Origin of the sequence: Hyphomicrobium sp. MC1 (assembly GCF_000253295.1) — a bacterium.
In the GTDB taxonomy this organism is placed as follows: domain Bacteria; phylum Pseudomonadota; class Alphaproteobacteria; order Rhizobiales; family Hyphomicrobiaceae; genus Hyphomicrobium_B.
In genome coordinates this window covers 2,853,131-2,879,931 of record NC_015717.1, presented here as the reverse complement: position 1 = coordinate 2,879,931, position 26,801 = coordinate 2,853,131, and the positions used below count along the sequence as shown (strand labels likewise).

23 protein-coding genes and 1 tRNA gene are annotated in these 26,801 nt (G+C 58.8%); 5 read left to right on the top strand and 19 right to left on the bottom strand.

Going from position 1 to position 26,801, the window contains the following annotated elements; all coding sequences use genetic code 11:
* Positions 1-24: 24 nt before the first annotated feature.
* The 8 genes from HYPMC_RS13990 to HYPMC_RS13955 all read right to left on the bottom strand — a co-directional run bounded on the left by HYPMC_RS13990 (position 25) and on the right by HYPMC_RS13955 (position 7,060).
* Positions 25-1,107, bottom strand: coding sequence for a PilN domain-containing protein (locus tag HYPMC_RS13990; RefSeq protein WP_013948631.1), 1,083 nt, complete (start codon positions 1,105-1,107; stop codon positions 25-27).
* Entirely contained in the window at positions 1,107-2,012 is a 906-nt protein-coding gene (locus HYPMC_RS13985; RefSeq protein ID WP_013948630.1) for a type II secretion system protein GspK, read from the bottom strand. Before HYPMC_RS13985 ends, HYPMC_RS13990 begins: the two co-directional genes overlap by 1 nt.
* Positions 2,013-2,015: 3 nt before the next feature.
* On the bottom strand, positions 2,016-2,756 hold the full coding sequence (locus tag HYPMC_RS13980; protein WP_013948629.1) for a type II secretion system protein J: 741 nt from the start codon (positions 2,754-2,756) through the stop codon (positions 2,016-2,018).
* Entirely contained in the window at positions 2,749-3,129 is a 381-nt protein-coding gene (locus HYPMC_RS13975; RefSeq protein ID WP_024276220.1) for a prepilin-type N-terminal cleavage/methylation domain-containing protein, read from the bottom strand. Before HYPMC_RS13975 ends, HYPMC_RS13980 begins: the two co-directional genes overlap by 8 nt.
* Positions 3,130-3,133: 4 nt before the next feature.
* Entirely contained in the window at positions 3,134-3,586 is a 453-nt protein-coding gene (locus tag HYPMC_RS13970; protein WP_244420891.1) for a GspH/FimT family pseudopilin, read from the bottom strand.
* 10 nt (positions 3,587-3,596) lie between these two features.
* On the bottom strand, positions 3,597-4,082 hold the full coding sequence (gene gspG / locus HYPMC_RS13965) for a type II secretion system major pseudopilin GspG (protein WP_024276219.1): 486 nt from the start codon (positions 4,080-4,082) through the stop codon (positions 3,597-3,599).
* A gap of 8 nt (positions 4,083-4,090) precedes the next feature.
* Complete coding sequence (locus tag HYPMC_RS13960) at positions 4,091-5,299, bottom strand: type II secretion system F family protein (RefSeq protein WP_013948625.1); 1,209 nt, start codon at positions 5,297-5,299, stop codon at positions 4,091-4,093.
* Between the two features lie 99 nt (positions 5,300-5,398).
* Complete coding sequence (locus tag HYPMC_RS13955; protein WP_013948624.1) at positions 5,399-7,060, bottom strand: GspE/PulE family protein; 1,662 nt, start codon at positions 7,058-7,060, stop codon at positions 5,399-5,401.
* Between the two features lie 423 nt (positions 7,061-7,483).
* On the opposite strand from HYPMC_RS13955, the gene gspD reads away from it, so the two are divergent.
* Positions 7,484-9,817, top strand: a complete 2,334-nt coding sequence (gene gspD, locus HYPMC_RS13950) for a type II secretion system secretin GspD (RefSeq protein WP_013948622.1) — start codon at positions 7,484-7,486, stop codon at positions 9,815-9,817.
* Here the strand turns inward: gspD and HYPMC_RS13945 are convergent.
* From HYPMC_RS13945 to HYPMC_RS13935, 3 genes are all read right to left on the bottom strand, one after another.
* On the bottom strand, positions 9,787-10,407 hold the full coding sequence (locus tag HYPMC_RS13945; RefSeq protein WP_013948621.1) for an A24 family peptidase: 621 nt from the start codon (positions 10,405-10,407) through the stop codon (positions 9,787-9,789). The two genes, gspD and HYPMC_RS13945, sit on opposite strands and share 31 nt — an antisense overlap.
* Positions 10,408-10,411: 4 nt before the next feature.
* Positions 10,412-10,663 (bottom strand): hypothetical protein, encoded by a 252-nt coding sequence (locus HYPMC_RS24270; RefSeq protein WP_013948620.1) that lies wholly within the window; start codon positions 10,661-10,663, stop codon positions 10,412-10,414.
* Between the two features lie 327 nt (positions 10,664-10,990).
* Complete coding sequence (locus tag HYPMC_RS13935) at positions 10,991-12,730, bottom strand: carboxylesterase/lipase family protein (protein ID WP_013948619.1); 1,740 nt, start codon at positions 12,728-12,730, stop codon at positions 10,991-10,993.
* Between the two features lie 399 nt (positions 12,731-13,129).
* Between HYPMC_RS13935 and HYPMC_RS13930 the strand changes: the two genes are divergently transcribed.
* Positions 13,130-14,101: a helix-turn-helix domain-containing protein gene (locus HYPMC_RS13930; RefSeq protein ID WP_172636510.1), complete on the top strand. Its 972-nt coding sequence runs from the start codon at positions 13,130-13,132 to the stop codon at positions 14,099-14,101.
* 245 nt (positions 14,102-14,346) lie between these two features.
* On the opposite strand, the gene HYPMC_RS13925 is transcribed toward HYPMC_RS13930, so the two are convergent.
* Positions 14,347-14,422: transfer RNA gene (locus HYPMC_RS13925), tRNA-Glu, on the bottom strand.
* Positions 14,423-14,592: 170 nt separating this feature from the next.
* Positions 14,593-14,967, bottom strand: coding sequence for a hypothetical protein (locus tag HYPMC_RS13920; RefSeq protein WP_024276212.1), 375 nt, complete (start codon positions 14,965-14,967; stop codon positions 14,593-14,595).
* Here HYPMC_RS13920 and HYPMC_RS13915 point away from each other — a divergent pair.
* The 3 genes from HYPMC_RS13915 (at position 14,959) to HYPMC_RS13905 (ending at position 18,184) form a co-directional block, all read left to right on the top strand.
* The gene (locus tag HYPMC_RS13915; RefSeq protein WP_013948613.1) at positions 14,959-16,044 is read left to right on the top strand and encodes an RluA family pseudouridine synthase; all 1,086 of its coding nucleotides are present in this window, start codon (positions 14,959-14,961) and stop codon (positions 16,042-16,044) included. The genes HYPMC_RS13920 and HYPMC_RS13915 overlap by 9 nt on opposite strands.
* A 187-nt stretch (positions 16,045-16,231) precedes the next feature.
* Entirely contained in the window at positions 16,232-17,140 is a 909-nt protein-coding gene (rpoH, locus tag HYPMC_RS13910; protein ID WP_013948612.1) for an RNA polymerase sigma factor RpoH, read from the top strand.
* 105 nt (positions 17,141-17,245) lie between these two features.
* Positions 17,246-18,184 (top strand): diacylglycerol kinase family protein, encoded by a 939-nt coding sequence (locus tag HYPMC_RS13905; protein WP_155831257.1) that lies wholly within the window; start codon positions 17,246-17,248, stop codon positions 18,182-18,184.
* A gap of 678 nt (positions 18,185-18,862) precedes the next feature.
* Here HYPMC_RS13905 and HYPMC_RS13900 read toward each other — a convergent pair.
* From HYPMC_RS13900 to uvrC, 6 genes are all read right to left on the bottom strand, one after another.
* Positions 18,863-20,143, bottom strand: coding sequence for an N-acetylmuramoyl-L-alanine amidase (locus HYPMC_RS13900; RefSeq protein WP_013948610.1), 1,281 nt, complete (start codon positions 20,141-20,143; stop codon positions 18,863-18,865).
* A gap of 180 nt (positions 20,144-20,323) precedes the next feature.
* A complete protein-coding gene (locus HYPMC_RS13895; protein ID WP_013948609.1) occupies positions 20,324-20,788 on the bottom strand; it encodes a molybdenum cofactor biosynthesis protein MoaE in 465 nt (154 codons plus the stop codon).
* A gap of 4 nt (positions 20,789-20,792) precedes the next feature.
* Positions 20,793-21,071, bottom strand: a complete 279-nt coding sequence (gene moaD, locus HYPMC_RS13890) for a molybdopterin converting factor subunit 1 (RefSeq protein ID WP_013948608.1) — start codon at positions 21,069-21,071, stop codon at positions 20,793-20,795.
* A 7-nt stretch (positions 21,072-21,078) separates the two neighbouring features.
* On the bottom strand, positions 21,079-21,666 hold the full coding sequence (gene pgsA / locus HYPMC_RS13885) for a CDP-diacylglycerol--glycerol-3-phosphate 3-phosphatidyltransferase (RefSeq protein ID WP_024276208.1): 588 nt from the start codon (positions 21,664-21,666) through the stop codon (positions 21,079-21,081).
* Positions 21,667-21,764: 98 nt separating this feature from the next.
* Entirely contained in the window at positions 21,765-24,608 is a 2,844-nt protein-coding gene (locus HYPMC_RS13880) for a mechanosensitive ion channel family protein (protein ID WP_024276207.1), read from the bottom strand.
* A gap of 121 nt (positions 24,609-24,729) precedes the next feature.
* Complete coding sequence (gene uvrC, locus HYPMC_RS13870; protein WP_013948605.1) at positions 24,730-26,721, bottom strand: excinuclease ABC subunit UvrC; 1,992 nt, start codon at positions 26,719-26,721, stop codon at positions 24,730-24,732.
* Between the last annotated feature and the right edge of the window lie 80 nt (positions 26,722-26,801).

Genomic DNA, 26,801 nt, shown 5'->3' with positions numbered 1-26,801 from the left:
ATGTGCTCGCCGAGCGTGAGAGTGTCACTTGCTCTTCTCCTCATCGCTTTTTCGCTGCACATGCCCCATGATGGAGAATGTTCCCAGTGTCTGGCCATCTTCGCGGGTAGTTGGCGCGGAGAAACGCACGTCTTCGAATTCCGGCGTGCTTTCAAGTATCCCGATGAGACCGGTGGGATCGGTGGATTTGCCGACGAGCCGCGTTTCATTGTCGTGAATTTCCAACTCTTCGAGATAGGCGCTATCCGGAAGCGCTCGGCTCAGAGCCTCGATCAGTTCCATCACTGGGCGGTTATCTCCCTTGCGTCGGGCAAGGCGCTCTCTTTGTTCCTTGAGCTTTTCGTTCTCGTCATTGAGGCGTTTGACCTCTTCGACGCGGGTCATGATGGCGGCGATCTTTTCATCGAGCTCGGTGTACCCGGCATTGAGCGCCCAGACTTGGTAGCCACCGAAGAGGCTGATTGCGAGACTGCAGCACACCGCTGCGATGAAAGCGATATTCAAACGCTTTGCGTTTGTGATGATCGGATCGGGTTCGAGGTTCAGAAGATCGAGAGCCGCCGTGTCTTCCGGCGTCGGAGCGAAGTCGACTGCACGTGGAGTAAGCCCGATGCTTTCCGCACGTTCTAGAATGCCATCGACGAGCTGCTTCGACGTCGCTATGACCACGGCATCAATCTGATCTCCCGACAGATCATCGGCGACCCTGTAGCCGTAGTAGGTATTTTCGTGTGACCACGGCACGATCGTCTCGATCTTGTTGTCGACCACCGAGTCCATCAGATCGAGCGCGGCATATGGAACGCGAATGGTTTTTTGCACGATGTCGTTTGGCGAGAGCCGCAACAGGATCTGCTTGGGATCGCGATCGACTTTGCCCATGAGGGAACGTCGACAATCGGCGATATCCTCGGGCGTAGGGTCGGCTGGAAGCGTAGCAAAACGTTTCGGCGCGCCCGTCGAGTGCGCAAAAATGTCGAGGCCGCTTCGGGTATTGTACAGCATCGTGCGCCATGGACGACCGCTCGGATGCTTGCGGATGATCGCCGCGCTGAGCTGCGTGAGCCACCAGAAATAGACGTCTTTCGCCCGGCTGATACTGCCCATCACAGTGACCTCCTGGCTGGGGTCGACGTTGGCGGCCACTTGGCAAGAAGGCGATACGGCGCGGATGGGTCAATGCCGACGAGAATCGCATACGTCCGTGTAACATCATATTCGTCTTGCGGCCGATGACACTGCACTTTCACGATGTAAGCGGGGCCGCTCTGATCCGTCAAAAGCCCGTCGGATTTCTGTATCAGGTCGCTCAGCGCGCTGGCGTTCGCGTAGCGAAGCTTTACGAGGTCTGCGTCGGTGACGCCCGGAATGGATGTCAACACCGTCTCGGGTGCTGCCCGTGGGTCGATCGTGCCATCGCGGCTGTAGACGGTGAAGTATGGAGCGGCATCACGCACGACGTTCCTCGGGATTTGCGCAAGCTGCACGAGCTGCCAGACATCGGCGAAGGGCTGCATATCCGGGAACGTATTCATGCCCGCCGCTTGTACACCAATAGTTTGGGGGGTGGGCTCATTGGTTTGCGCTTCGCGTTCGTCCATGATCGCGCTCGTGTATCGCTCCGCACTGTTCGCCGAGTGAGTGATCGACTGGAAGACGGCTTTGATGAGTTTGCGGTCGCTTTTATTGAGATCGACGAGCCCGTTTGCGTCCCACGCCTCGATCGAAAGCTCTGCTCCCGCGAAGATGATAGATTGTTTCTTGCCGTTGCCCTGCCATCTCCGAGCTTCATCCTGATCGAGAAGATGGGCCGCCGCGAGTTCCAAACCTGCATCGAGCAAGGCTTCGGACTTGGAAAGACCGACTTCCGATGCGCCCGAAGCTGCGCCGCTCCTCGCAGCTCCGTTGAACGAAGCAACCAGTATCACCGCCGACGTCAGCATCCAGAGCACCACAAGCATGATGATGCCGTCTTGGCGCGATGAAACCGGCGTGGGAGAGATTTCGGTCATGATTTAGTGCTCTCCTGACTCAAGCGCTCCCTGCGCGTGCTCGTCCTGGCCCAACACCCCTTTAGAACGGGCGCTGCATTCGTCGGAGCCCTCCGATAGGCATTTGAGTTCGGCGTCTGTGCGCAACGACGCCACAAAGGGTGGAGCGATAAGTGCTCCTGTTTGAGAATTTTGAATTTCGAGGCGGATCAGATCCGGCATGCGGTTAGTCTTCACCCATTTCTCCTGCCACTTGGCGCTCGATTTGGTGCGGAGAGCGTACGAAAAATGATACTTGAAGGCGCCTTGGACGATGGGCACGGAATTGGCTGGTGTAGCGCCGGGGAATTTTGCAAGAGCTTTGGTGTAGGGGGCGCGCTCCCGAAGCAGATCTGCTTGCGGGCCGTTCACTTCGACCCTGTAGTTTAAAAAATACAGGCCAGGATTGGTCGGGTAAGCAGGCTCGGTCGTGACGAAGGAGAGGCCGTGGGGAGATCCGGTAAAAACGAATGCACCCCCGTTGTCTGTGCGGCGTACTATTCGTCGAAGGCCCGAAACGTCGCGCACGAAAATATCATAAGCCCTCGAAATCATTTCCAAGCGTTCGATCCGATCGGCATTGGTCTCCCAGTTTTTCGAAAGGGTTCGCAAAGCTGAGCCGACGATTCCGAGTATCGTCGTCATGATGGTAAGACTCACGAGTAATTCGATGAGCGTAAAGCCGCTCTGTGCGTGGTCTTCAGGAGGTCTTAAAGGATCAGCCATGGGTCCGTCCAAGCTTCAGCGAATTGAGTTCCACCTGGCGTCCGCCGCCTATCAAGACGCGAACACGAACGTGAAAGAGTTTCCAGTCATCGCGCGCCGGAATATGAGCCCAGCCTTCCGTTTCGGGAGTGACGTCGATTGACCATCGAAACCCCGAGTTAATCCCGGCTGAAGCCCCCGCTGGCTTTGGATTACCCATCGTCTCGGAGAGAAGGCCTTGCGCGATGATCCGTGCCTGCACGTAATCGGCGGAGATGCCCGCTGTTTTGATTGCCTGAGTTTGTGCAGCAAAGAGGCTAACCAGCCCGATTGATACAACTAAAAGCGCAATCAACGTCTCAAATAGTGTGAATCCTTCCTCGGATGACGACACGCCTTCAATTGATGAGCGTCGTCGACACGCGGCCGGTAAGCCAATTAATCCGCAGTTCATACGCAGCGCCTCTGGATCTGAAGACTATGGCGCCCCCTGTGGAGCCCCCATTTGGAAAAAACCGTATGCCCGAGACGAAATCGGAACGCCTCTCGCTGTCGGCCGAGGTCACTTCGAGTACGATGGCCGATGACAGCTGGATCGGAGCAGTCCGGGAACCGAAACTGAGAATGCGATTTGAGGTATCGATTTCCGCAATGGTTTCGATTCCGGTCGTCATCGCGCCTGATCTGAGATCACGAAGGCGCGACGCAGCTAAAAGTGCAGCGGTCTTGACCTGCGAAGCTCCAGAAGGCGCTCTGTAAAGGGTCGAAACGGCAGCCGCGGCCAACGCGATAATGACGAGCACCGCCAGCATTTCAATCAGGGTGAAACCCGCTTCGCTGGCAGCGTTCAAACTTCGATCTCTATTGCCAGCTTGTGACATCCCGGTCCTCGCCTTCACCGCCTTCTTTGCGATCGGCGCCTAGCGTAATGATGTCGAAAGCGCCGTGCTTACCCGGATAGCGATAGATGTACGGCTGGCCCCACGGATCGAGCGGAACTTTCTCCTTCTTGAGATATGGACCGTTCCACGAGGGAAGGTCGGTGGGCCGCTGTACGAGCGCGTTCAGCCCTTCGCGTTGATCTGGATAACGGCCGATGTCGAGCTTGTAGAGTTCAAGCGATGTGCCGAAGCTTTCGATCTGCACTTTCGCCGACTTTGTTCGGGAACTGCCGACGTAGCCGATGACGCGGGGCGCCACGAGGCTCGCCAACAGCACGAGGATCATCATCACGACCAATAACTCGATCAGAGTGAAGCCGGCTTCTCCCGAGCGAGACGTCGGCTGTCTCGTCCTGACGTCGAGCGCCTCTCGCGCGGTTTCCAGAAGGGCGATGATTGCGTTCATGCTTCCTCTCATACGGCGAGATCGTTGATGCTGATGACGGCACTCAGGATAGAAACGATGATGAAGGCGATGATGCCGCTCACCAAAAGAATGATGACGGGCTCGAAGATCGTGAACGTGCGCTCGACTGTCCGTTCCAACTTCTCTTCGAAGACCTCCGCCATATGCAGGAGTGAGGTGGCGAGGCTTCCGGTTTCTTCTCCGACCCGCAGCATGTTGATGAGGACCGGCGGAAATAGGCCGGCTGTGGAAATCGGCTCCAAGAAACTTCGACCTTTGCGAAGCGCATCGTAAGAGCTGTTGAGCGCCGCGGCTGCCTTCTTGTTTCCGATGACGTCGCTTGCCAATTTCATTGCAGAGGGTAGGTCGACGCCATTTTCGATCAGCATGCCGAGCGTCCTGCAAAATCGAACAGTGAGCGTAAGTTGAAGAATGGTGCCGACAAGGGGCAGGCGCATAAGTATGCTTTCGGCCGCGCCACGAATTTTCGACCAGCTGATCGCAACGAGAAAAAGGAGGCTGGCAAGGCATGCGAGCAGATATTGCCAGTTTGCAAGCAACCAATCGGACGCCGCAATCACCATGCGGGCTTGATCGGGAACCTGCGTGCCGGCATCTCCGATCATGTCCTTGAAGCGCGGCACGACGACAGTAAGCATCACCGTGACCGCAGCGATGGCCATGACAATAAGAAGACACGGATAGAGGATTTCGGAAATCGCCATGCTTTTGAGCTTTTGCACTTTCTCACGCCCGGCAGCTATGCGCTCCAATACCGTTTCGAGTGTGCCGCTGGCTTCCGCGACGCGAACCATGCGCGCATATATTGGCGGGAAAGCCGCACCCTGCCGACTCATGGCTTCGTAGAGGCTTTTGCCGCTGTTGATTTCCGATCCCACCCGTCCGATCAGCTTACCCAGAGATTTGGAACCGGCATCGCGCTCGAGAAATGAGAGCGCTTGATCGAGCGGCAATCCGGCTTTGAGAAGCATGCTCAACTCGCGCGTAAACATGGTGATCTGCTTGCCCGACGGCTGCCCGGAAAAAAAAGACGGCGCCGCCACAGACCCGGAAGCCGATGCCTTGATCTCAGTAACTTCGATCGGAAAATGCCCAAGCTGATGCAAATCTTCGAGAACGGTTGCGCGACTCTGCGCTTCCATTTCGCCGATCAAGTTCGTACCCGCGCGTGTAAGCGCCTTGTAGTGAAAAAGCATGCTTCGCCTAAGCGATCAGTTGGTCTGAACGATTTGACGTCCCGAATGCTCCCATGGCGTTTCTCCAGTTGTTTGTTCTTGCTTGGCGGCTGCGCCGCATTAGATGTCGAGTGCGACCCGCCGAACTTCTTCCTGTGTTGTCTTGCCGGATCGGCACTTCGCAAGACCATCCATGATCATCGTGGTCATGCCCTTGCTGCGTCCCAAGGCTTCGATCTGTGCCATTTGAGCATCCGGTCGGATGAGATTTCGAATCTCGTCATCGATGCTGAGCACTTCGGCGATAACGATACGGCCGGCATATCCAGTGCCGAAACATCGCTCGCAACCGACTGCTTCCCAATGCTGATCTTCGGCGCGGACCTCTGAACCACCTCGCCCGAGAGACAGCGGTTCACGAGATGGCCGTTTGCAGTGGTCGCATAGAACGCGAACCAGCCGCTGGCCGATCACGCACCTGAGTGATGATGCAAGAAGGAAGGCATCGATGCCCATGTCGAGAAGCCTCGGAACCGCGCCCGCGGCGGTATTTGTATGCAATGTTGACAGCACGAGATGGCCGGTCAGTGCTGCGTGGATCGCAATGCTCGCAGTTTCACCATCGCGCATCTCGCCCACCATTAGGACGTCGGGATCGTGACGAAGAAATGAACGCAGCGCATCCGCGAACGTCAATCCAATCGAGGGCTTCGCTTGAGTTTGGTTGACGCCGTCGAGTTCGTATTCGATCGGATCCTCGATTGTAAGGATCTTCCGATGAGATTTATTGAGTAGAGATAGCGCGGTTGCCAGCGTCGTGGTTTTTCCCGAGCCGGTCGGTCCGGTAACCAACATCAAACCATAAGGCGCCGATAGATGCTTTCGGATTTCCGCTTCGTCTCGAGCATTGAAGCCTAGCGGCGCAAAATCGAGCATGCGCCTCACATTGTCGAGAAGGCGGATCGCTACGGCCTCGCCGTGAATGGTCGGAATCGTTGCGATGCGCAGATCCAGCCGATGTTCATTGATGCGAATTCTGGCACGGCCATCCTGAGGAAGGCGGCGTTCGGCGATGTTTAGACCCGAAAGAATTTTTACGCGCGACACGACAGCCTTCGACATCTGGGCCGGCGGCGGCGAGACGTCTCGCAGCATACCGTCGACACGGATCCTGATCGCAACGCGACCATCAAATGGCTCGATGTGAATGTCGGTCGCTCGCGCATGCACGGCGTGCTGGATCATCTGGTTGACATAGCGGACCACCGGTGCGCCGAGTGCCATGTCGCGTAGGTGTTCAACGTCGTCCGCGCCGGCTTCTGCATTGCCGACGTCTTGCCAAATGGTGGCAGTGCCACGTTCCCGAACGGCGCGTTCGATAGCGGCGAGGATGTCTTCCGCCGCAGCGACGCGCGGAAGGATTTCTTTTTCTAGCGCGATGCGCAGCGCATTGATCGATTGGACATCGGAGGGATCCTCCATGGCCACAAGGACGCCATCCTCGGTCTCTCCCAGGGGGCAGACTTTGTTCTCACGTAGGAAGGCCGGCGAGAGATTGGCCCGTATGGGAGGATACCGCGTCCACTCCGCTTCATCCACGCGAGGAACCCTGTGGTAATCAGCAATAGCGCGAACCAAAACCTGTGATTGGACGCCGGAGGCCTTGCGCAAGGCCGAGAAGATAGAGGCGCCGGTTTCCTGCCGAAACTTCGCGACGCTATCGATGTCGCTCTGCGTAACGAGGCGCTCGCTGAGAAGGAATTCTTCGAAGCTACCACTCATCTTCAACTCCGCGAAGCAGATGGCCCCGATCCGTTTCCGATTAGAAGACATGAACACTTAGCTATAAGTCACTTTGGTGTTCGCGAGCAGATGATGCTCTCAAATAAATTCGATAAGTGTGAATTTTCGTCAAGGCTCGAAGCACGAAATGGACATGCTGTGCACTGAGGGCCAAACGAGTGCACTGTATGCAATTCGTGTTTGATCTAAGGATAGAAAATCGTATCGCGACCGCAACAGAGGTGGTCGCAAACAAGCGCGGTAACTGAAAAATCTGCGAACGCCTTCGTTGGATCGCTATGTTGCGGAAGAAGCGAGTCGAGTGGCCGACAAGAGCCAAGTGCTGCATTCATCGCAGTGTTCTTCGCGGCAGCGCGAAGAAGGAAAAGACGTCGCGTAGTTGTGTCGACGGGGGAAGCGTTGATGATTTGGTGGAAGACGATGGGCCTCATTGGGCTGACGATTTGCGTTTCAGGTTGCTCGTCGTTGGATAAGCCTATGATTGAGCCGCCGGACGAAATGGCGAAACTGTCAAATGCCGACCTGTCTCCCGCACGTTCTAGCAGCTACGGCCGTCAACCTGTTTCGATCAGAACCGGCAGCGTCACCGAGAAATTTCCGGGCGACAATCGCGTCGATAATCAAGCATTTCGCCTAGCAAATCCCGGGGTCAGCAAATCGGAGGCTGGTTACGAGTTCAACTTCGTGGACACCGAACTCGCCGATCTGGCGAAAGCGATCCTCAAGGATACACTTGGCCTCACATATGTCTTCGATTCCCACATCGAGGGCCGTGTTACGCTTTCAACGGGTGGGCCTGTTACGCGCGTCGAGCTGATCTCAATTCTCGAAAGCGTCCTTGCGACGAACCACGCCGCATTGCTGATCGAGAATAATGTCTATCGCATCGTCCCCGAGGCTGATGCCCATCAACAGGGTATCGCCGCCTTTGATTATGTTCGTGAGAGTCATCAAGTAGGCGCGGGTTACGGCGTCTCGATCTTTGCACTAAGATATGTAGCGCCCGAAGCAATGATGCGCATGCTCGATGGTCTGATGGTCAAGCAGGACGATCTGAGAGCAAGCGTCTACAACAATCTCTTGTTCGTGCGGGGCTCGAGCCAGGTCAGGCAGTCGGTCGTCGATATCATCGCGATGTTCGATGTGGACTGGATGAAAGGGCAGTCTGCCGGAATTTTTAAACTCAGTAACGCAGCTCCGGACGACGTCATCAAAGAACTGCAGAAAGTCTTTCAGCTCGACCGTCAGGGAAAGGGCATGGTCCGTTTTCAGTCTATTGCCCGTCTCAATGCGATACTCGCTTTGGCGCCACGCTCTCAAACGATCGACAAGGTCGGGCAGTGGATCTCCCGTTTGGACCACAGTGGAGCAGATGACAATAATTATTATGTCTATAGAGTTGAGAATGGCCGCGCAAAAGACCTCGCGCAACTGCTCACTGCTGCGTTCTCGGGATCGAGCGCCACGGGCAGAGGCGCCGAAGAAAAAGAGGTTTCACCGAGCCTTTCGGCTTCGCGAGCGACAAGCGCCGGAGGAGGCGGAGGCCTTGGGTCGTCGGACGGGGGCGCATTTGGTAGCAGCTTCGGCAGCAGCGCAAGCGGCTCATCCCTTGGAAGCACCAGTGGTTTCGGCAATAACGGAGACTCATCATCATCGAGCTCTTCGAGCGGTCCTCTAAAGAGCGCACCACCGCTCACGTCGGCTTCTGATGATACTTCGACTGAAGAGACGCCGAGCGTAGGGGGCGCGGAGGGAAATTCGGATCTGGTGCGCATTACGCCGGATGAACGCAATAACAAGCTCCTCATCCGAGCTTCGGAACGAAACTACAAAAAGATCATGCAGATCCTCTCGCGCGTTGATCAGCCGCCGTTGCAAGTCCTTATTAATGCCACGCTGGCCGAGGTCACGTTGAACGATAATCTCCAGTATGGTGTGCAGTTCTTCCTTCAAAAAAATCACGGTAAGGCGGGCGCGATTGGTTTCAGCACGTCCGATGCGCTCGCGATCGCGCCCGTCACACCGGGGCTGAATCTCATCGCAGGGAGCATCGGCAACGACCCGCGTGTAATCATCGACGCGCTTGCCAAGGAGACCGCCGTTCGGGTTGTGTCCTCGCCATCGGTCGTCGTGCTTCACAATCAGCAAGCCACCTTAGAGGTTGGGGATCAGGTGCCGATCATCACCCGTGAGGCACAAAGCGTCATCAATCCCGACTCACCTACCGTCAACGAAATCGAGTTCAAGAATACCGGCGTCATTCTTAATGTGACGCCGCGCATCAACAGCAACGGCCTTGTGACGATGGAAATCCAACAGGAGGTGAGCGCTGTTGAAAATCCGACGGGCCAGTCCAGCGCCAGCGCCTCGCTCACGCCGACAATTTCTCAACGGCGTGTAACAAGCACCGTTGCCGTGCAAAGCGGCCAGATGGTTGTTCTGGGAGGAATGATCCGGGAAGAGGTCAACCGCTCAAAATCAAGTATCCCTGTCTTGAATAAAATTCCTTATCTCGGCGATGTTCTTGGCGGAGAAACCGATAACTCGCGAGTCAGAACGGAGCTTATCGTCTTCATTCGTCCGACGGTGATACGCAACCCGGAGGACGCAAGCGACGCTGCCGAAGCTTTACGCGCGAGCATGAACTCTTTGGCGCCGAGGCCTGCCGCTTGGGACGCGCGCATTACACCGGGTGAAATGGCAGGTCATCCGATCGGCGAGGGAACGATCAAGTAAAGAGACGATCCTTCATCCGGTGCCATCGACGGAACGGCCGGCCCCGTGACACACCAGGTTATCCAGATTGCGGGCGCGAGGAACACGCCGAGCGGCAAAACGCTGGTTCGGCTCAACGGCCGGCGGGTGAGAACGCTCAGTCCGAACGCGTAGGTCAACGCCAGGAGACACGCCAGCAGCAATGCATTCGTGGCGCCCTGTACGCCAAGCCAAGCACCAGCGACCGCGCCGAGCTTCACGTCTCCCAATCCTAGTCCGTGGGCTTGCCTCGAGAAATGATATGCATGCCGTACCAACCAAAGCAGGCCGAACGCAGCGACGGCCGCAATGGTGTGTTCGAGCGCTGTTTGCCCCGCGCCTACCGTCTCGTTGCTGAGGCCTGTAGCGAGCAGGCCCAAGGGAATTGCCGGCAGCGACAAAACATCCGGGATGATAAAACGCTTCGCGTCGCTGGCCGCGATTGCCAGCATTGCCCAGCCGAGGACGCACGATATGATCGCGCGTTCGCTATCAAATGCGGCGAACGAGACGGCGGTCACGAGGCATGCGCATGTCGTGATCGCCACACGTTCTGAAAGCAGAACCCGCATCGTACTAGCGAGTGACAATCGGCAGGGGTAACGGGCTCGTTACTGTCACCGCGAGCGGCACAGCAGCTTGCACGACGTTGACATTAAACGGTGGTCCGCCGTTGACGACCGGCAGCGGCGCACTGAGGTCGAAGCCCACGACACGAACGCTCGTGATCGATTGCGCGTCGACGGGGGAAGTACTGGGGCGGATGCCGATCCAAATCAGTGCCAAAGCAATTACCGTCAGAACAAACCTACTGTACGTGTCCGTCATGATGACCTCATGCGTTGAAACCGCGAGCCGACAGATGTCGCTCTTCGGCTTGTTCTTAATCTCCCGAGCTTCGGCTGGCCCGGTTCATAAGACCAGAGCCAAATGCGCGTCTATGCCGATGTCTTTTTTGCTGTTCGGCACTCAGAGCGCCGACGCTTCCAGGAAGACACTCACTCCCTAAGAAGTAAACGCTGTCTCTCTCATGGCCGGCCCTTATCATCACAGCGGAAGGACAAAGGAGAGGGAAGTGAGGGCGGCGAGCAGGAGCGGCCAAAATGATAGAGGCCGCCCGCAAGCAGGCGACCTCTGCACTTCGTTTCTAGGCTCTTACTGCGGATACACCAGGATCGTATCCCAGAAATCGCACTTGTAAGCCGCGCGATAGTCCGCCCGGGTGCCGGTTGAAAGCGTCAGATCTTCGATCAGATGCTTGGCGTTATTGCCGGCTCCGAATTTCGGCCACGGTGAATTTCCGTTTCCGTTCGGATTGCCGGACCATGCAAAATTGGTCCATGCCGCTACCAGCTGATCGGAAAGCTTCGTCTCCTGCTGGTTGAGTTCCCGCGGCTGTCCCGTCGTCTGGTCGAGGTTCACGCCGAGCTGCCCGCCATGCCAGTTGTTGAAGAGGAACTGGATGTCGATGGTGTGCGCTGCAGCCGGTTTGAAGCCCGGCATCTTCGGGAAGTAGTACGGCGCATCCTGATACGTGAAGTCGTAGAGATAAGACGGGATCTGCGGAGCCCAAAGTCGAAGAACGTGATCCGCTTGGCAAGAGCCGGGATCGGTCGTCACGCGATCGTAGGCCTTCATCGGGTCGTTGCCGTAGGCTGACAACGGATACTGTGCGAGCACCTTATCCGCGGTGCCGGACGGGTACGCCGGGGGAGAACCTCCGGGCCCTGCATTGCCGCCGTAAGTCTTTTGGATTGCAGCCGTGTATTGATCCGCGGTCATCGGCACCGGAGGTTGTCCAGAGAAGTATTCTGTGATGCCGATCGAGAAATTGCCTTCGTCTTTCACGCGTCCGCCCATTGCCGGCATTTTGTTGAACTGGCCTGTGGTCCATGCCTTTTCCGGCGTGATCGGAATCACCGTGCCATCGACAAACGGACCGGTGATGTAGGGACCGTTGGCGTTCGGCGTTCCCTGTAGTTGCAGTATGCGTTCGGGCGAAAGGTTCCGCAGACATTGTGCGGCCTGCTTGCCCGAACCTGTTGGACATCCAGCTGCCGTCGCAAAGTCTTGGCCATGCGATAACGCGGTCGAAGCTGGCGTGAGGGTTGCCAGAGGACCGCTCTCATATATAGCGCGGCTGAAAAGGCCGGCACTCATCGGTGAGAGAACGTTGGCGCCCGTATCCTGGGCGCCAGCGGATTGCCCGCCCAAGGCCACGCGATTTGGGTCGCCACCGAAGGCCGCAATGTTACGCTGGACCCAGCGGAGAACCTGCTGGATATCCATGATGCCGTAGTTGCCCCACAGATGGCCTTCGCCATTGAGGGCAGGATGCGAGAGATATCCGAACAACCCCATGCGATAGTTCAATGTCACGACGACGGTCTCATGACCATCGGGTCCGCCCTGCGCGAGCTTCGTCGCATCATAGTCGTTGGACTCGCCGTCGACGTTGCCGCCGCCGTGGATCCAGACGATGACGCCCTTTTTCTTGGCGCTGCCTGTTGTGAAGACGTTCAAGTAGAGACAATCTTCATTGGTGCTCGTAGGACCGGCGAAGGCACCAAGTTCGGTGACCTGAGGGCAGGTGTTGGCAAACTTCGTTCCGTCGAGCACGCCCTTCCATTTCTTGACGGCCTGCGGCGGCTGCCAGCGCAGCTTGCCGACAGGCGGCGCGGCATAGGGTATGCCGAGGAACTTATTGACGCCGTTGCTCGACGTGCCGCGAACCTGGCCGTCCGTAAGCGTAACGGTTGGGCCATTGTTCTTATTTGCATTGTCCTGAGCCGCCAAAGTCGGAACAGAGGTCAACCCTGCGGCAGCGAGTGAGAAAACGGCGACTCCATACCTCGGCGTCGCACACCTTCTCTTGGACGCATTAGTCCTTTGCATATTCCTCTCCTGAGTTTTTTGCTTTAGCCCGCAGCATGGATGGGCATAACCACCGACGAGTTTGCGTCGGCGGATTGAGGAATATGCGCGCTAGGAAAATACGCGCTTCGCGTAGAGAGAATCCGTCATTGCATTGAGAGCATGACGAACGAGCGCGAAGCGCACGGCATTTGCATTCTGTGCAAACGCTACTGCACTCATCACCGACGGGAGAATGATCGTGACGGTGGAGGCAGTTTAATAAATTTATTCAGAACGTCTGGTGTGATGCACACCTTACTGTACCAGACTCCAGGAAACCGTTTGCAGACGGATTTCTCGAATTCTAACGTGTACCGAGCGGGGAGGTAACAGGCGAAGATATCTCGACGCGGCGCGTGGGACAAAAATATGATAAAAATGAAAGACGACGCTCCCAAAGCGGAAGTGAACATCTCCATTTGCGACACAGAACTCTATTCTTACCGCGAAAGTTTCTCAGCCTTTCGAGAGGCAATCGCGAATGCGTTCATGCCATGGGTACTCGAACGTCCCTCGCCAGGAGCATTCTCCGCGCGATTGGAAAGCTTCACAGTTGCGTCGGGCTCCTTCGGTCGTACGAGGATGTCTCCGCTGGTCGGCTCCCGAGATCGCAATGAAATTTCAAGATCTCCGGAGGAATGCCTTTACGCAAATTTCGTACTTGCAGGCGAATTACACGTCGAGCAAGGCGACAGGGTAAGTTCTGCGAAACCGGGCGATCTCATCGTATACGATAGTGCGATACCTCTAGAGCACATAAAGATTGGCGACAGGCTTTTCGAGGATCTCGCGTTCAGCATCCCAAAGGCGCGCCTAAACGCAAGCGGTCAAAAGTTCGCAAACACTTTGGTTTCTGCCAATGAGATTATGCCACCTCTTGCTAAGTGCATCGCATACCTTTGCCAGCCCTTGACCTCTTTGCCTGCAGATGAACTCGACGCCGTAGCCTCGGCATGCGCCACTTTACTACCTCGCGCCATAGGTTGGGCCGGAGGGGATAAGCTCGATGCTGCGAACTTCTACCCCCCTTACCGTTACGAGAGAGAGCTTCTGAAATTCATCGAGGACCAGCTCGCCAATCCCGATCTAAGTCCTCGCATGGCAGCGGAGCACTTTGGTATTTCTGTTCGATACATACACAAGCGATTTGCCGTGCGGGGAACGACGTTCGGCAATTATGTACGCACGAAGCGTCTAAATCGAATTCGACGCGATATACATTCACTGCCGCACAGCCAGCCCATCACCATGTTGGCTTACCGTTGGGGGTTCAACGATTTTTCCACTTTCATGAGGGCCTTCAAAAAAGAATTTGGATGTACGCCGGGACAGTATCGATCGAAGTACTGAGCGTCGCGTTGCTAGCTTTTCTCCTCCGGTCGCTCGGCGGCAAGGCAAAGCCGATGGATGCAAGAAATCACCAAGGCCACCCTATTCCGCGCGCTGATGGGGAGAGCAATCAGAGACGGACTGATCCGATGTCGCCGTTCAGGCACCTACGGCCACCCTGTCTAGGACTTGATAAGAAGATAGCACCTGAGCAAAGGAAACTTTGCCCTCAACGGCTTCCATAAAATCAATGGCTTAGCTGAAATTGGCGCCCCGTAGGGGACTCGAACCCCTGTTGCCCACGTGAGAGGCGGGTGTCCTAGGCCACTAGACGAACGGGGCCGGCGCAGTGCGACGTGTAGTCGAGTGTCGTCAGCCGATCAAGCCCCGTTAGCGCGGCAATCACGCCAAACCGACGCATCCGTTCGGGAGGCTGCGAATCGATCTGAAGTGGGAACGGCAACTCATGCCCCTTCGATGTCCTTCGACAAGTCCCATCGAGCAAGCCGGGTTCAATTCCGCGGCAATGTCTCGGTCGGTTTCAATTCGAGGACGCGTCGCCCGGTGTCCGTATCCAGAATGGTAATGCCGGGTCCCGAGGAACCGTCATGCTGGATCGCAAGGCGGTTGCCTGACAGGGACATCGAAACGATCTTGGCGCCTTTGGGCAGTTCGAACGATACCGACGCATCTGTGCCAGGGACGGCTACGGACCGCGACACAGCCCCGCTTCCCGCCGGACGCGTCGCTGTCGATATGATTTTGAAGGCGATGGCCGCTAATCCGGCAAAAATCATAAGGCCGAGAACGGCAATGACGATCTTCAGATTGCGTTGCAGCCGCTGTTCGCGCATCAAGTCGTCCGAAGGCGGCTCAGGATGGGTCATCTCTCAGGTTTTCTTTCTGGTAATCACGTGTCGATCGACGAAAAAACAACAAGCCACATCGACGTCGTCGCGGGGCCCGAAGATGCCGGCCAGCGTGTCGATCGATGGCTTGCAACGAAGATCGAAGGCATCAGCCGCGCTCGCGTCCAAGCGCTCATTCGCGATGGTCACGTCAGCGCAGGCGATACGATACGAGAGCTGCGCACGCCGGTCAAACCGGGCCTGACATACACGGTTAGCATCCCGCCCGCCGAAGATTCCGGCGTGAAGGGCGAAGAGATTGCGCTCCATGTTGTGTACGAGGACGACAACGTCATCGTAATCGACAAGCCGGCAGGGCTCGTCGTGCATCCGTCAGCCGGACATGACGCAGGAACTCTCGTCAACGCCTTGATCGCTCACTGCGGCGACAGCCTCTCAGGTATTGGCGGCGTCAAACGACCGGGCATCGTGCATCGCCTCGACAAAGATACCTCCGGACTTCTGGTCGTCGCGAAGTCGGATGCTGCGCATCAAGGGCTCGCGGAGCAATTCAAAAGCCATGGCCGCGACGGGCGGCTGCATCGTAGCTATCTGGCATTTGTTTGGGGCAGACTTCCCAAACCCGCCGGCAGCATTGATGCGCGGTTAGCGCGCAGCCGCACCAATCGCCTCAAAATCGCCGTCACACGCGGCGAAGAGGGGCGCGAAGCTAAAACCCATTACGAGGTTCTCGACGTCTTTCCAGGCGAAACGCCGTCCGGCGATATATCGCTGCTTCGGCTCGTTCTCGAAACCGGGCGTACACATCAGATACGCGTGCATCTCGCGCATATCGGCCATCCAGTCGTGGGTGATCCCACGTATGGCGCAGGCTTTAAGACGAGACTTGCGTCGGTTCGTGCGAATGCGAAAGACCATGCTACTGCGTTGATGCGACAAGCGCTGCATGCTGAGCGACTTCAGTTCGAGCATCCGATTACCGGCAAAAAGCTGAATTTTTACAGCAAATTGCCATTGGACCTCGAACGTCTTGGAGAGGCCTTGCGGCCTATGCCATCAGTGCCGACGGATAAACGCCGTCGGCGGCGTTCGTAATAGAGACAAGTTCCAAAACCTGGGGTTTGGTGACGGAGTATTCAAGTGGAAGTGACCGGAACCCCTGATGAAATTTTGGATTTTACTACTATGTAACACCCGACGTCGGGGGGGCGTATCGCTTCTCCGACACTGAGAAGGGAGCGCGGGGCCGAACCGGAAACGGGCGAAGGTTCTGCAGAGGGCAATGGCATCAGTAGCAAAAGGTCTTCCGTCCCTGGCCGGCGGTTCACTCGGCCTGTCGCGGTATCTGGAAGAGATCCGCAAATTCCCGATGCTGGCGCCTGACGAGGAATTCATGCTCGCCAAGCGTTGGCAGGAACATCAGGACGCGGACGCCGCCGAAAAACTCGTGACGTCGCATCTCCGCCTCGTCGCGCGCATCGCCATGGGCTATCGCGGCTACGGTCTGCCGATCGGCGAAGTCATATCGGAAGGCAACGTCGGCCTGATGCAGGCCGTCAAGCGCTTCGATCCAGATAAGGGCTTTCGCCTCGCTACATATGCGATGTGGTGGATCCGCGCGTCCATTCAAGAGTACATCCTGCGGTCGTGGAGCCTTGTGAAGATGGGCACCACGGCGGCGCAGAAGAAGCTCTTCTTCAATCTGCGGCGCGCCAAGAGCCAGCTGCAGGCGCTGGACGACGGTGATCTGAAGCCCGAACACGTCAAGACGATTGCGACGAAGCTGGGCGTTCCGGAAGAAGACGTCGTCAATATGAACCGGCGGCTTGGCGGTGACGCTTCGCTGAACGCGCCGATCCGTGCCGAAGCTGAGTCCGGCGAATGGCAGGATTGGCTCGTCGACGATACGCCGACACAGGAAGATCGCCTCGTCGAGGACGAAGAATTGCAACGGCGCAAGTCGTACCTGTCGTCCGCGATGTCGGTTCTGAATGATCGCGAGCGTCGCGTCTTCGAGGCGCGCCGGCTTGCCGAAGAGCCTGCAACGCTTGAAGAATTGTCGGAAGAGTTCGGCGTCAGCCGGGAACGCATCCGGCAGATCGAGGTCCGGGCCTTCGAGAAGGTCCAGAAGGCGGTGACGTCGACGGCTCGGCAGGCGGAAGCGCCTGCCGCCCTTGAGGCCCACCGCTAAAGGACAGTCTTGACGCCGCAACTCGCGGCGCATACGCGATGTCCCAATGGGTATTCTGGCGGCGCTGAACGGCGCCGCCATTCTCTTATGGGGTTCGCCACGCCGATGCGGCGCCGATTTGCACTTGTTTTCAACGCGACTGCGGGCGTTGCCCTGCCGAGGCTGCTCGACGGGGTGTTGGGTGCATTGCGCGCAAGAAATGCAGACGTGTTTCAGGTCCCGGCGCGCAGTGCTGAAGAAGCGGCGGACCGCGTGCGGGAATTGGCCCAACGTGATGTCTGCGACGCCGTCATTGCGGCGGGCGGCGACGGGACATTCCGCGCCGTGGCGACGGGTGCTGCCGGCACCAAGCTGCCGGTCGGCGTCATTCCGATCGGCACGGGCAACGTCCTCGCCAACGAAATCGGGCTGCGCAGGCGGGCAGGGGAGGTGGCCGATGTGCTGCTTTCGGATACTGCGGTTGATGTTCGCGGCGGCCTTGTGAATGGCGCGCCGTTTTTCTTGATGCTTGGCGCTGGGTTTGATGCCCGTGTCGTCGCCAAGCTCAGCTATCGGACAAAACGGGCGTTCGGCCGCGGGGCGTATGTCTATCCGGTTTTGAAAACACTCGCTGAAGGTCCGCGACGCTTCGACGTCGAACTCGATGGCCGCAGATTCGAGGCGAGCTGGACAATCCTGTCGTTCGCCAGCCGTTACGCCAGCGTGTTCGAGCTGGCGCCGGACGCCGGTCTCGGACGCGACAGGCTGATGGCGGTCGTGATGGAAGCAGGGACGCGTCTCGAAACGGCGGCCAACCTCATCTCGCTGGCGTTCGGATGGATTGCCCGGCCCGAAACGCGGCCGAAGGGTGTGCACGTTCTGCCGGTCAATACTGCCCGCATCGGCTACTTTACGACCACGCCCGTTGAGATCGACGGCGACGAAGCGGGTGGATCGCCGGTCGAGGTCAACGCCGCGGGAAAGCCGGTGCGTCTCCTCGTCCCCAACCGCTATGTTGCTGATCTCACGAAACGTCACGCGAATCGCTTAGCCTATGAGTCGTGAAGCGTTGCGAGGTATGCGGCTAAAGCATGTCCTTACAACATTGTGCGAGCGTCAGAGCGAGAACTAGGGGTCCATGCCCTTCTCTTCTCTGAACCGGATCCAGACGGACCGGCAGATGGCTTCGAACGGCGCGTGGCAGCGATGGACAGGGCTGCCCGAGGGAGCGTCGTTCGTGTCCAGGCTCCACGACTTCACGTCTCTGTCCAACCCTCCCCGCCCCGTCGATACCGAACCCGGAACGTTAGCGCGCCGCTCAGTGAGCCCGAGTGCTGGACGAGCGCGTGCGTTGTCTCGGTATCGGAAAATCCGCTCTATCGAGCGAATGGGCGGTTACCTGGAAGATGGAGTGCCTCATGCAGAAGCGCTGTCACCGGCCAATCGAATTTCTCCGATCCAGCGAAGCGTACTCTTCGCGCGATATGTCGAGGAAACGTTGGCTTATTCTGCTCTGGCGTCAACACCATAAGCATCCTCCATGTAGGAGATAACTGATGCACTGCGGGAGGTCGGTGCGACGATCTCCTGCCACACCAGATACCAAGGCCGGCTTTGATGAGCCGGCCTTTTTTTTATTTGGCGCTTCGCGACGCCAGCCGGAAGCGCCGAAATATTCGCTGCATCGTCTGCGCCGGCGGGCGGCTTCCCGGAGCGAAGTCGCCGGCGCAATCAAAAAGCCAACTACATAGGCAATCTGGCGATGTCGCGTGAGAAGTAGTTGTCGATGGCGGCGACTATCGACTGCGCGACTTTCTCGCGCCATTCATCCGACTTGAGGTTGCTCGCGTCTTTCGGATTGGTCACATAGGCCAGCTCGATCAGCACGGACGGGAACTGGGCCGTCTTCAGAACGCGGAAAGCGGCTTGCTGCTCCGGCTCATCGCGAAGCGGCGTGCTTTCACCCATGTTCTCGATCACCGACTTGGCGAACATGCCCGTGCGTTCGTGCGTCAGCTCAACGTCGCGATCGGCGAGATCCGCAAGAATGTCTCTCACGGCATTGACGTCACCGTTGACGCTCTTGACGGTGTCGATCTCGTCCGGCGACAGCACGTTGCGTGCGATTTCGCCTTTCGCGGACCGTTCAAGCTTTTTGGCGACACCGTCACGCAGCGAATAGATCGTTGCGCCGCGTGCACGCGAACCGCCGTCGGAATAATCGGCGTGGATCGCGATAAAAAGGTTCGCCTTGTTTTTTTCGGCAAAGCGCGTCCGCTCGTCGAGCGGGATGAACGTGTCGTCGCTGCGCGTCATCAGCACTTTGTAGCGGCCGGTCTTCTCAAGCAGATCGCGCAACACCAATCCGAACGCCAGGACGACGTTCTTTTCGACGATGCCGCGCTTCTCCGCGCCCGAGTCATAGCCGCCGTGCCCCGGATCGAGCACGATGATCGGCTTGAACGTTCGCGCGGCCCGTTCCTTGGGGCTTTCGGCAAGACGGGGAAGCGGCGGCTGGATGCTGAGAGGTGCAAGCCCCGTCCGTGTTGCCACGCCTTTGACGTCGCCTTTAAGCGCCGCGCCGGCCGGAAGGATCGCGAGAGAAATTCGGTAGTGCCCCTTGTCGTCTTTGGAAATCTCGGAATTCTCGACGACGACGGGCTGCGTGACACCGATCACGACGCGCATTTTTCCCGCTGCTGCGAGACCGGCGCGCACGCTGCGGACGAGGCCGACGGGTGTCTTGCCATTGAGTTCCGGCAGACGGACGTTGACCTCCGGCAACTCGATCACGACCCGGTTCGGGTTCGAAAGCGAGAAGATCTGGTATTTGACTTTGCTGTCGAGGCCGATGACGAAGCGTGTGCCGGTGATGCGATGTGCGGCAACCGGCATTGGTGCGGGCACGGCCGTCGCCGCCGTTGCGGCGACCTGCAACTCATCGGCGTAGGCGGGGCACATCGCGGCGGCGGCAATGACTGCCGCGAAGACGCCGCTCAATGCGCGTCGAGCCAAACTACGCATTCGTTCCGTTTCCCCCAAGGCGCGCCCACCCAGCCCGTGCGCCACAGATACGATCTGTATGCCTACGGAAGATGGCGTTTTGGCGGTCAAAGTGGCACAAGGATTAAGGTTATCCGGCCCAGCCGGTTAAGCGGCCGTTAACTGCCGCGCTAAAATGCCAGCTATCGAAGCCTCGAAAATCTATTTGCTCGTTAGAGCCCACGCCGCGGCGGCATCCTCATCGCTTTCGCGGGCATCGACCCACTGCGCGCTGCCGTCGCCAAGCGTTTCCTTTTTCCAGAAAGGCGCGCGCGTCTTGAGATAATCCATCAGATACTCGGCGCCCGCGAACGCATCCTGCCGGTGCGGCGCGCAGGCGATGACGAGCACGATGTTGTCGCCAGGCTTGAGTTCGCCGACCCGATGTATGATCAGCGACGCCGAAAGCTTGAAGCGCGCGCAAGCTTCCGTCTCGATGCGTGCGAGTTCCGCTTCCGTCATGCCCGGATAGTGTTCGAGCGTCATTGAGACGAGGGGCTGGCCTTTAACGTCGCCGCGAACCTTGCCGACGAAAAGCGCCACGCCACCAATGGCCGTGTCGCCGTCCGAGAGTTTCGCCATCTCCTCGGAAATATCGAAATCGTCGGTGGAGACCCGAACGGTCACGGCATCAACCTCCCGTTACGGGCGGAAAGAAGGCGATCTCGCGAGCATTGCCGACGGCCGCCGTCGGCTTCACATGGGCATGGTCGATGGCGACACGGATTGCTTCGGGCTTGGCAAACGCCTGATCGAACGGTTGCCCACGGCGCGCCTGCCAGAGTAGCAGATCGCGGACCGTCACGATATCGGCCGGCAGCCTCAGACGCTCCTCGCTGACGCCCGCGCGCTCGCGCAACCACGCAAAATAGCGAAGCGTCACTTCGGGGGCTGATTGTCTGTCGGTCATGTCAGGCTCAGCGATAGATCGCGTGGCGGATACCGGCCTTCAGATAGTCATAGCCGGTCAGAAGCGTAAGGAGCGCCGCCACCCAAAGCAGCACCATTCCGGCCAGGGTCGTGCCGGGGAGCAGCTTCTCAGCGGCCGGCCCGGCCAGCAGGATCGCAAGCGCCACGAACTGGACCGCCGTTTTCCATTTGGCAAGCTGCGTCACATGCACCTTGACATTCAGCTCTGCCAGAAACTCGCGTAGGCCCGACACCAGGATCTCGCGCGACAGGATCGTCAGAGCCGCCCAGATCGACCAGCTGCCAATGGTGTCCGTATAGACCAGCATGAGGAGCGTCGCCCCGACCAGCAGCTTGTCGGCGATCGGGTCCAGCATCCGGCCGAGATTGGACTGCTGCTCCCAGATCCGGGCCAGATAGCCGTCGAGCCAGTCTGTTACGCAGGCGGCAACGAAAATCGCGAACGCCAGCCAGCGCGCAATTTCGCCCGTCCCGAAGAACAGCACGCCCGCAAGCACGGGCACGGCCGCAATCCGTCCGTAAGTTAGGATATTGGGCAGGCTCATTGACAGCGAGCGGTGCGCGACGTGATCCATGGTTTTGGGTAGCCGCAGCACCGCCGGGCCGTCAATCCCCAGTGAGCAAAGTGCGCGCCGATGGTGAACGGCTCAGGGCAGAAAGCCGCAGGAATTCGTTATGACGCCGCGGCCGAAGCCGGAACCGGGGGAGGCACAGGATCGGGTGGCGGTGGGGGGGACACGGCAGCTGGCGGTGCGAAAGCCTGTCGACTGACAATGCCGGCCTTACGGAACGCCTCGTAGACTGCAATCCGAAGGTCCGATTGGACCTTCAGTGAATGCGTAATGTCGGGAAGCATGATCCGCAGGGTGTATTCGGTCGTCGTCGGCGTATAGCCGTCAAACGTCGCCAGCGGGGCCGGTTCCCGCAGGATCGTAGGATGCCGCGCAGCGCATTCGTTGAGGATCGGCAGGACGAGCCGGGGATCGATCTCGGCCCCGGCAGAAAATTTCAGCACCACTCGGCCGAGCGCGCTGCGGTGCGTCCAGTTCAAGACACGGCCGGTAATGAGTTCGGAATTCGGCACGATGAGGCTTGCGCGGTCGAATGTTTCAATCTCGGTCGAACGGACCGAAATGCTTCTCACCGTCCCCTGTTCGCTGCCGACGACGATCCAGTCGCCGACTTTGATCGGCCGCTCGATCAGGAGAATAAGGCCCGAGACAAAGTTATTAACGATCGACTGCAGGCCGAAACCGATACCGACCGACAACGCACCGGCGACGATCGCGAGGTTTGTAATGTTGAACCCGGCGTAAGAGATCGCCATCACGGCGGCGAGCGCCGTACCGGCATAGCCGACCGCAGTGTCGATGGAGTTCGCGATGCCTGGGTCCATTTTCGGCGCGATGAGAATGTTCTCGCGCAAACGCCGCTGGATCATTCGGGTGGCGACGACCACCGCGATGAAAAGCGCGATGCCAATCAGGATTCGCACGATAGAGATGCGGATCGAGCCGACTTCGAAGCCGAAGAATGCCCGTTGCATCCAGTCGCGAATGTCAGGAGCCGAAAAACCCCACTGCAGCAGGAGCACTGGCACCGTGATCAGAGCTACGCCCAGGGTCAGCGCGGTTTCCGTCAGCCAGCCGAGCTGCTTGCGGCGGACGTCATCGAAGCCCATCCGAGCTTCGAGAAGCTCGCTGATATGTCCTCGCGACGTTGTGCTGCCGCGCGTAAAGGCACGGATTGCGAGGATCAGAAGCATCGCTACGAGTCCGACAACACCGGTCATGACCAATTGCTGCGCCAGGAACCGGCCGAGCGCGATGTAGCCCGTGAGGCAAAGGCCGATGATGGACAACGCCGCAACCCATAGCGGCAGCTTGAGCCACAGCGGCTCACTGCGCGAAACCGGACGCGTGCGCGTCATTTGGTTGGACTCGAAGGGCGTCAGCAGGAGGCCGATCAGTACAAGCGCGAACGCAATGCTCGTGAACAGTGACTGCGCCACGCTCATCGAAAGCGGCAAATACAGAACCTGCGCGAACTTCGACAGGAAGAGATCGATCGAATAGATCAGCGCCAGTATGACGAGAAGCCGCGAGATGCGCCGCGCGCTGCGATCGGAAAGGTGCATCAGCCGCCGCTCATGACTGCGCGGCGCAAAGACTGTAATGACCAGCGCGGACACCGCCACGAATACCAGCGATGTTTCAAGAAGGGCCACACCCACCGGGGCGGCGGTCGGATAATAGAGCAGTCCAAGATATTCGAGGCCGCCATAGGCCAGGAAGGCTGCTGCAACACCGGGAATAGCCCGTACCGGCGCGATCCATGCGGCGGAAGCTGCCCGCTGGAAGAACGTCGGCGGGGTTGAATTCGGAGGGGCCCGATAGCGCGTGATAGAAACGACCACGGTCTTGAGCAGCAGATAGAGACCGATGACTGCGACGAGCAGGATCAGGGCACTCGTCTTCTGTCCGGTAACAGCGTTCCACCAGTCCCGCGCGTTATAATCAAGGCGCCACTGAATGGCCTCTCTGTGCCTGTGGAAGTCGTTCCAGAACTCGGGAAAGACCGGACTCGTCATCTGCTCAGTGAGGCTGCGCACGAACATTTTGAGGCGCAGCTCGGTGATCTTGTCGATCGCCTGTCGGGCGCGCCACCAAGTGTTTTCGAGCGTCTTGATGGCTCCCGAGACGTCCGCCTCGCGCGCATCGAGCCGTGACCGTTCCCCCGCAACGGCTGGCGTTTCCGACGGTTGATCCTTCGCGGGCGGCGGACCAAGCCGCTTGATCTGCGTTTGAATGTCGGACAAGCGCGGACGCAATGAATCTGCGGTTTCCGTTGTCTTTGAAATGACCGCGTCGAGCTTGTCGCGCAATTGCCCGAGGTCGTCGTCGGCGTTCGAGATGTTCGAAAGCGATTTCTCCGCCCCGTCCATCTGGCCGACGAGATTGGTGATCTCCGCGTTGACCTCCTGAGAAACCGCGGGCGGGGACGGAGGCGCAGCTGGTGCTGTCGGAGCGGGTGCTGCGGCCTGGGCGGGTGCCGCAGCCTGAGCAGGCGTTGCCGGAGCCCCAGCCGCCGGAGCTGTTGCAGTGGGAGCCGCCGCAGCGGGGGCCGCTGCTGCTGGAACCGCTGCCGCAGGCGCCGCTGGGGCTGCAGTCGCCGCAGGAGCGGCTGCAGCGGGTGTTTGCGCCGCGGCAGGCGGAGGTGCTGCGGCGGGTGCCGCAGGCGCTGGCTGGGCCGCTGGAGCCGCCGCGGCTGGCTGTTGCGCCGGCGTGATGGTTTGAGCGGGCGCCGCCGATTGTGCAGGCTGTGCCGCAGATTGCGCCGGAGCGACGGGCTGTGCCTGCGTCGTGGCCTGCGCCTGCGGCTGAGCCGGGGCTTCCTTCGTTTCCTTGACGGGATCGGCAACCGGCGCCCAGCCGTTCATAGTGGCGTCCTGGGCATCGGCCCGCGGTACCGCGAAGAGAATGGCTAAGGTGGCGATTGCAAGTGCACGTCTGAGCATCGGCAGAACTGGAGCCTTTAGAAAGTGAATTGAGCAAAAGGGAGATGGCCCATCGCCCTCAAGTGCCGCGAAATTAGGGCGGACGGTGTGCAGCTGGCTAGCCTTTAAAGAGTTCCCGCGACTATCCCGCCCGCTCGTGGAAAAAGTCGTAGATTTTTTTGGCCATATCGGCCGAGATTCCATCGACAGCCTTCAAGTCTTCGACACCGGCGCGTGACACCGCCTTGGCCGAGCCGAAGTGTTTCAGAAGCGCCCGCTTACGCGTGGGCCCAACGCCCTCGATCTCGTCGAGCGGATTGGCGCCGAGCGATTTCGCACGCTTCGCCCTGTGCGTGCCGATCGCAAACCGATGTGCTTCGTCACGCAGGCGTTGCACGAAGTAGAGCACCGGGTCCTTCGCTTCAAGCATGATCGGCCGGTCGCGCCCAGGAATGTGGAAATGTTCGCGGCCTGCATCGCGATCCGGACCTTTTGCGACACCGATCAATGCGATGTCGTGCAACCCGAAACCGGCCAAGACTTCGCGCGCGACCGAAAGCTGCCCCAGGCCGCCGTCGATCAGGACGAGATCGGGCTTGTCTGGAAACGCGCGTTCATCTGCGGTGTCATCCGGATCGTCGACAATGGGCGAAAGCGGACCACCGCTGACGTCTGAGGCAATCTCTTCGACCTCAGTCTCGATCTCGTCCAGCACCTCGGCTTCCGCAATGCGCTTGAAGCGGCGCGTCAGGACCTCGCGCATCATCGCGTAGTCGTCGCCCGGCGTTGTCTCCGGCGACTTGATGTTGAACTTGCGATACTGGCCTTTGACGAACCCTTCCGGCCCCGCGACGATCATGCCTCCGACGGCATTGGTGCCGGAGATATGGCTGTTGTCGAAAACCTCGATGCGGCGCGGCACGGCCGCAAGCGAGAACCGCTCCGCTACACCTTCGAGCAGACGCGCCTGCGATGAGCTTTCCGCGAGCTTTCGGCCAAGCGCTTCGCGGGCGTTCGCAAGCGCATGTTCGACGAGCGTCGATTTGGTGCCGCGCGACGGCACGCGAATTTCAACCTTGCGCTCCGCCTTTGTCGTCAACGCTTCGGCCAGCAGTTCGCGGTTCGGGATATCGTGCGAGATCAGGATCAGGCGCGGCACGGGCTTATCGTCGTAAAACTGCGCGATGAAGCTATCGAGTACGTCCTCGACATTCAGCGAGCGATCCGCTTTCGGATAGTAGGCGCGATTGCCCCAGTTCTGTCCGGTGCGGAAGAAGAACACCTGAATGCATGTCTGTCCGCCGTCCTGGTAGGCGGCAAACACGTCGGCTTCTTCGACGCCTTCCGGATTGATCGACTGATCGGCCGTGACATGCGCCAGCGCCCACAGACGGTTGCGATACGTTGCGGCGGTCTCGAATTCGAGCTTCTCCGCGGCCTCCGCCATCAGCCGTTGATACATCTCGCGGACAGTCTGGCTTTCGCCGCTGAGGAAACTTTCGGCTTCATCGACGAGCCTGCCGTAATCGTCGAGGCTGATCTCTCCGGTGCACGGCGCCGAGCAACGCTTGATCTGATAAAGCAGGCACGGCCGCGTGCGGCTGTCGTAGACACTGTCGGAGCATGAGCGCAGAAGAAACGCGCGTTGCAGCATGTTGACGGTGCGGCTGACGGCGCCAGCCGAGGCGAATGGTCCGAAGTATCTGCCTTTGCGGTTGCGTGCGCCGCGATGCTTCATGACGGCCGGAGCGCCGTGGTCCCGGCCGATGAGAATGTAAGGAAACGACTTGTCGTCGCGCATCAGAACGTTGAAGCGAGGCCGGAAGCGCTTGATGAGGTTCGCTTCAAGCAGCAACGCCTCGGCTTCGGTACGTACCGATACGAACTCCATCGACGCCGTCGAAAGGATCATCCGTGCGATGCGGTTCGTATGGCCGTTGAGCCGGGCGTAATTGGAGACACGGGCTTTGAGCGACCTCGCCTTGCCGACATAGATCACCTCGCCGTCCGTATCGAGCATTCGATATACGCCGGGGCTCTGCGGCAGCAGCTTGAGATAGGCCGCAATGACCTCGGGCCCTGTCTTTGCGGGCGTTTCCGGGGGGGATGTCAATGTCGCGGGTTCTTCGGTCATGGCGCACCTAAAATTGGGCCGCCGCCAAGGTCAAGCAAGGCATTGCATGCTGCGCCACAAAATCACCATGCCGAGGGCGT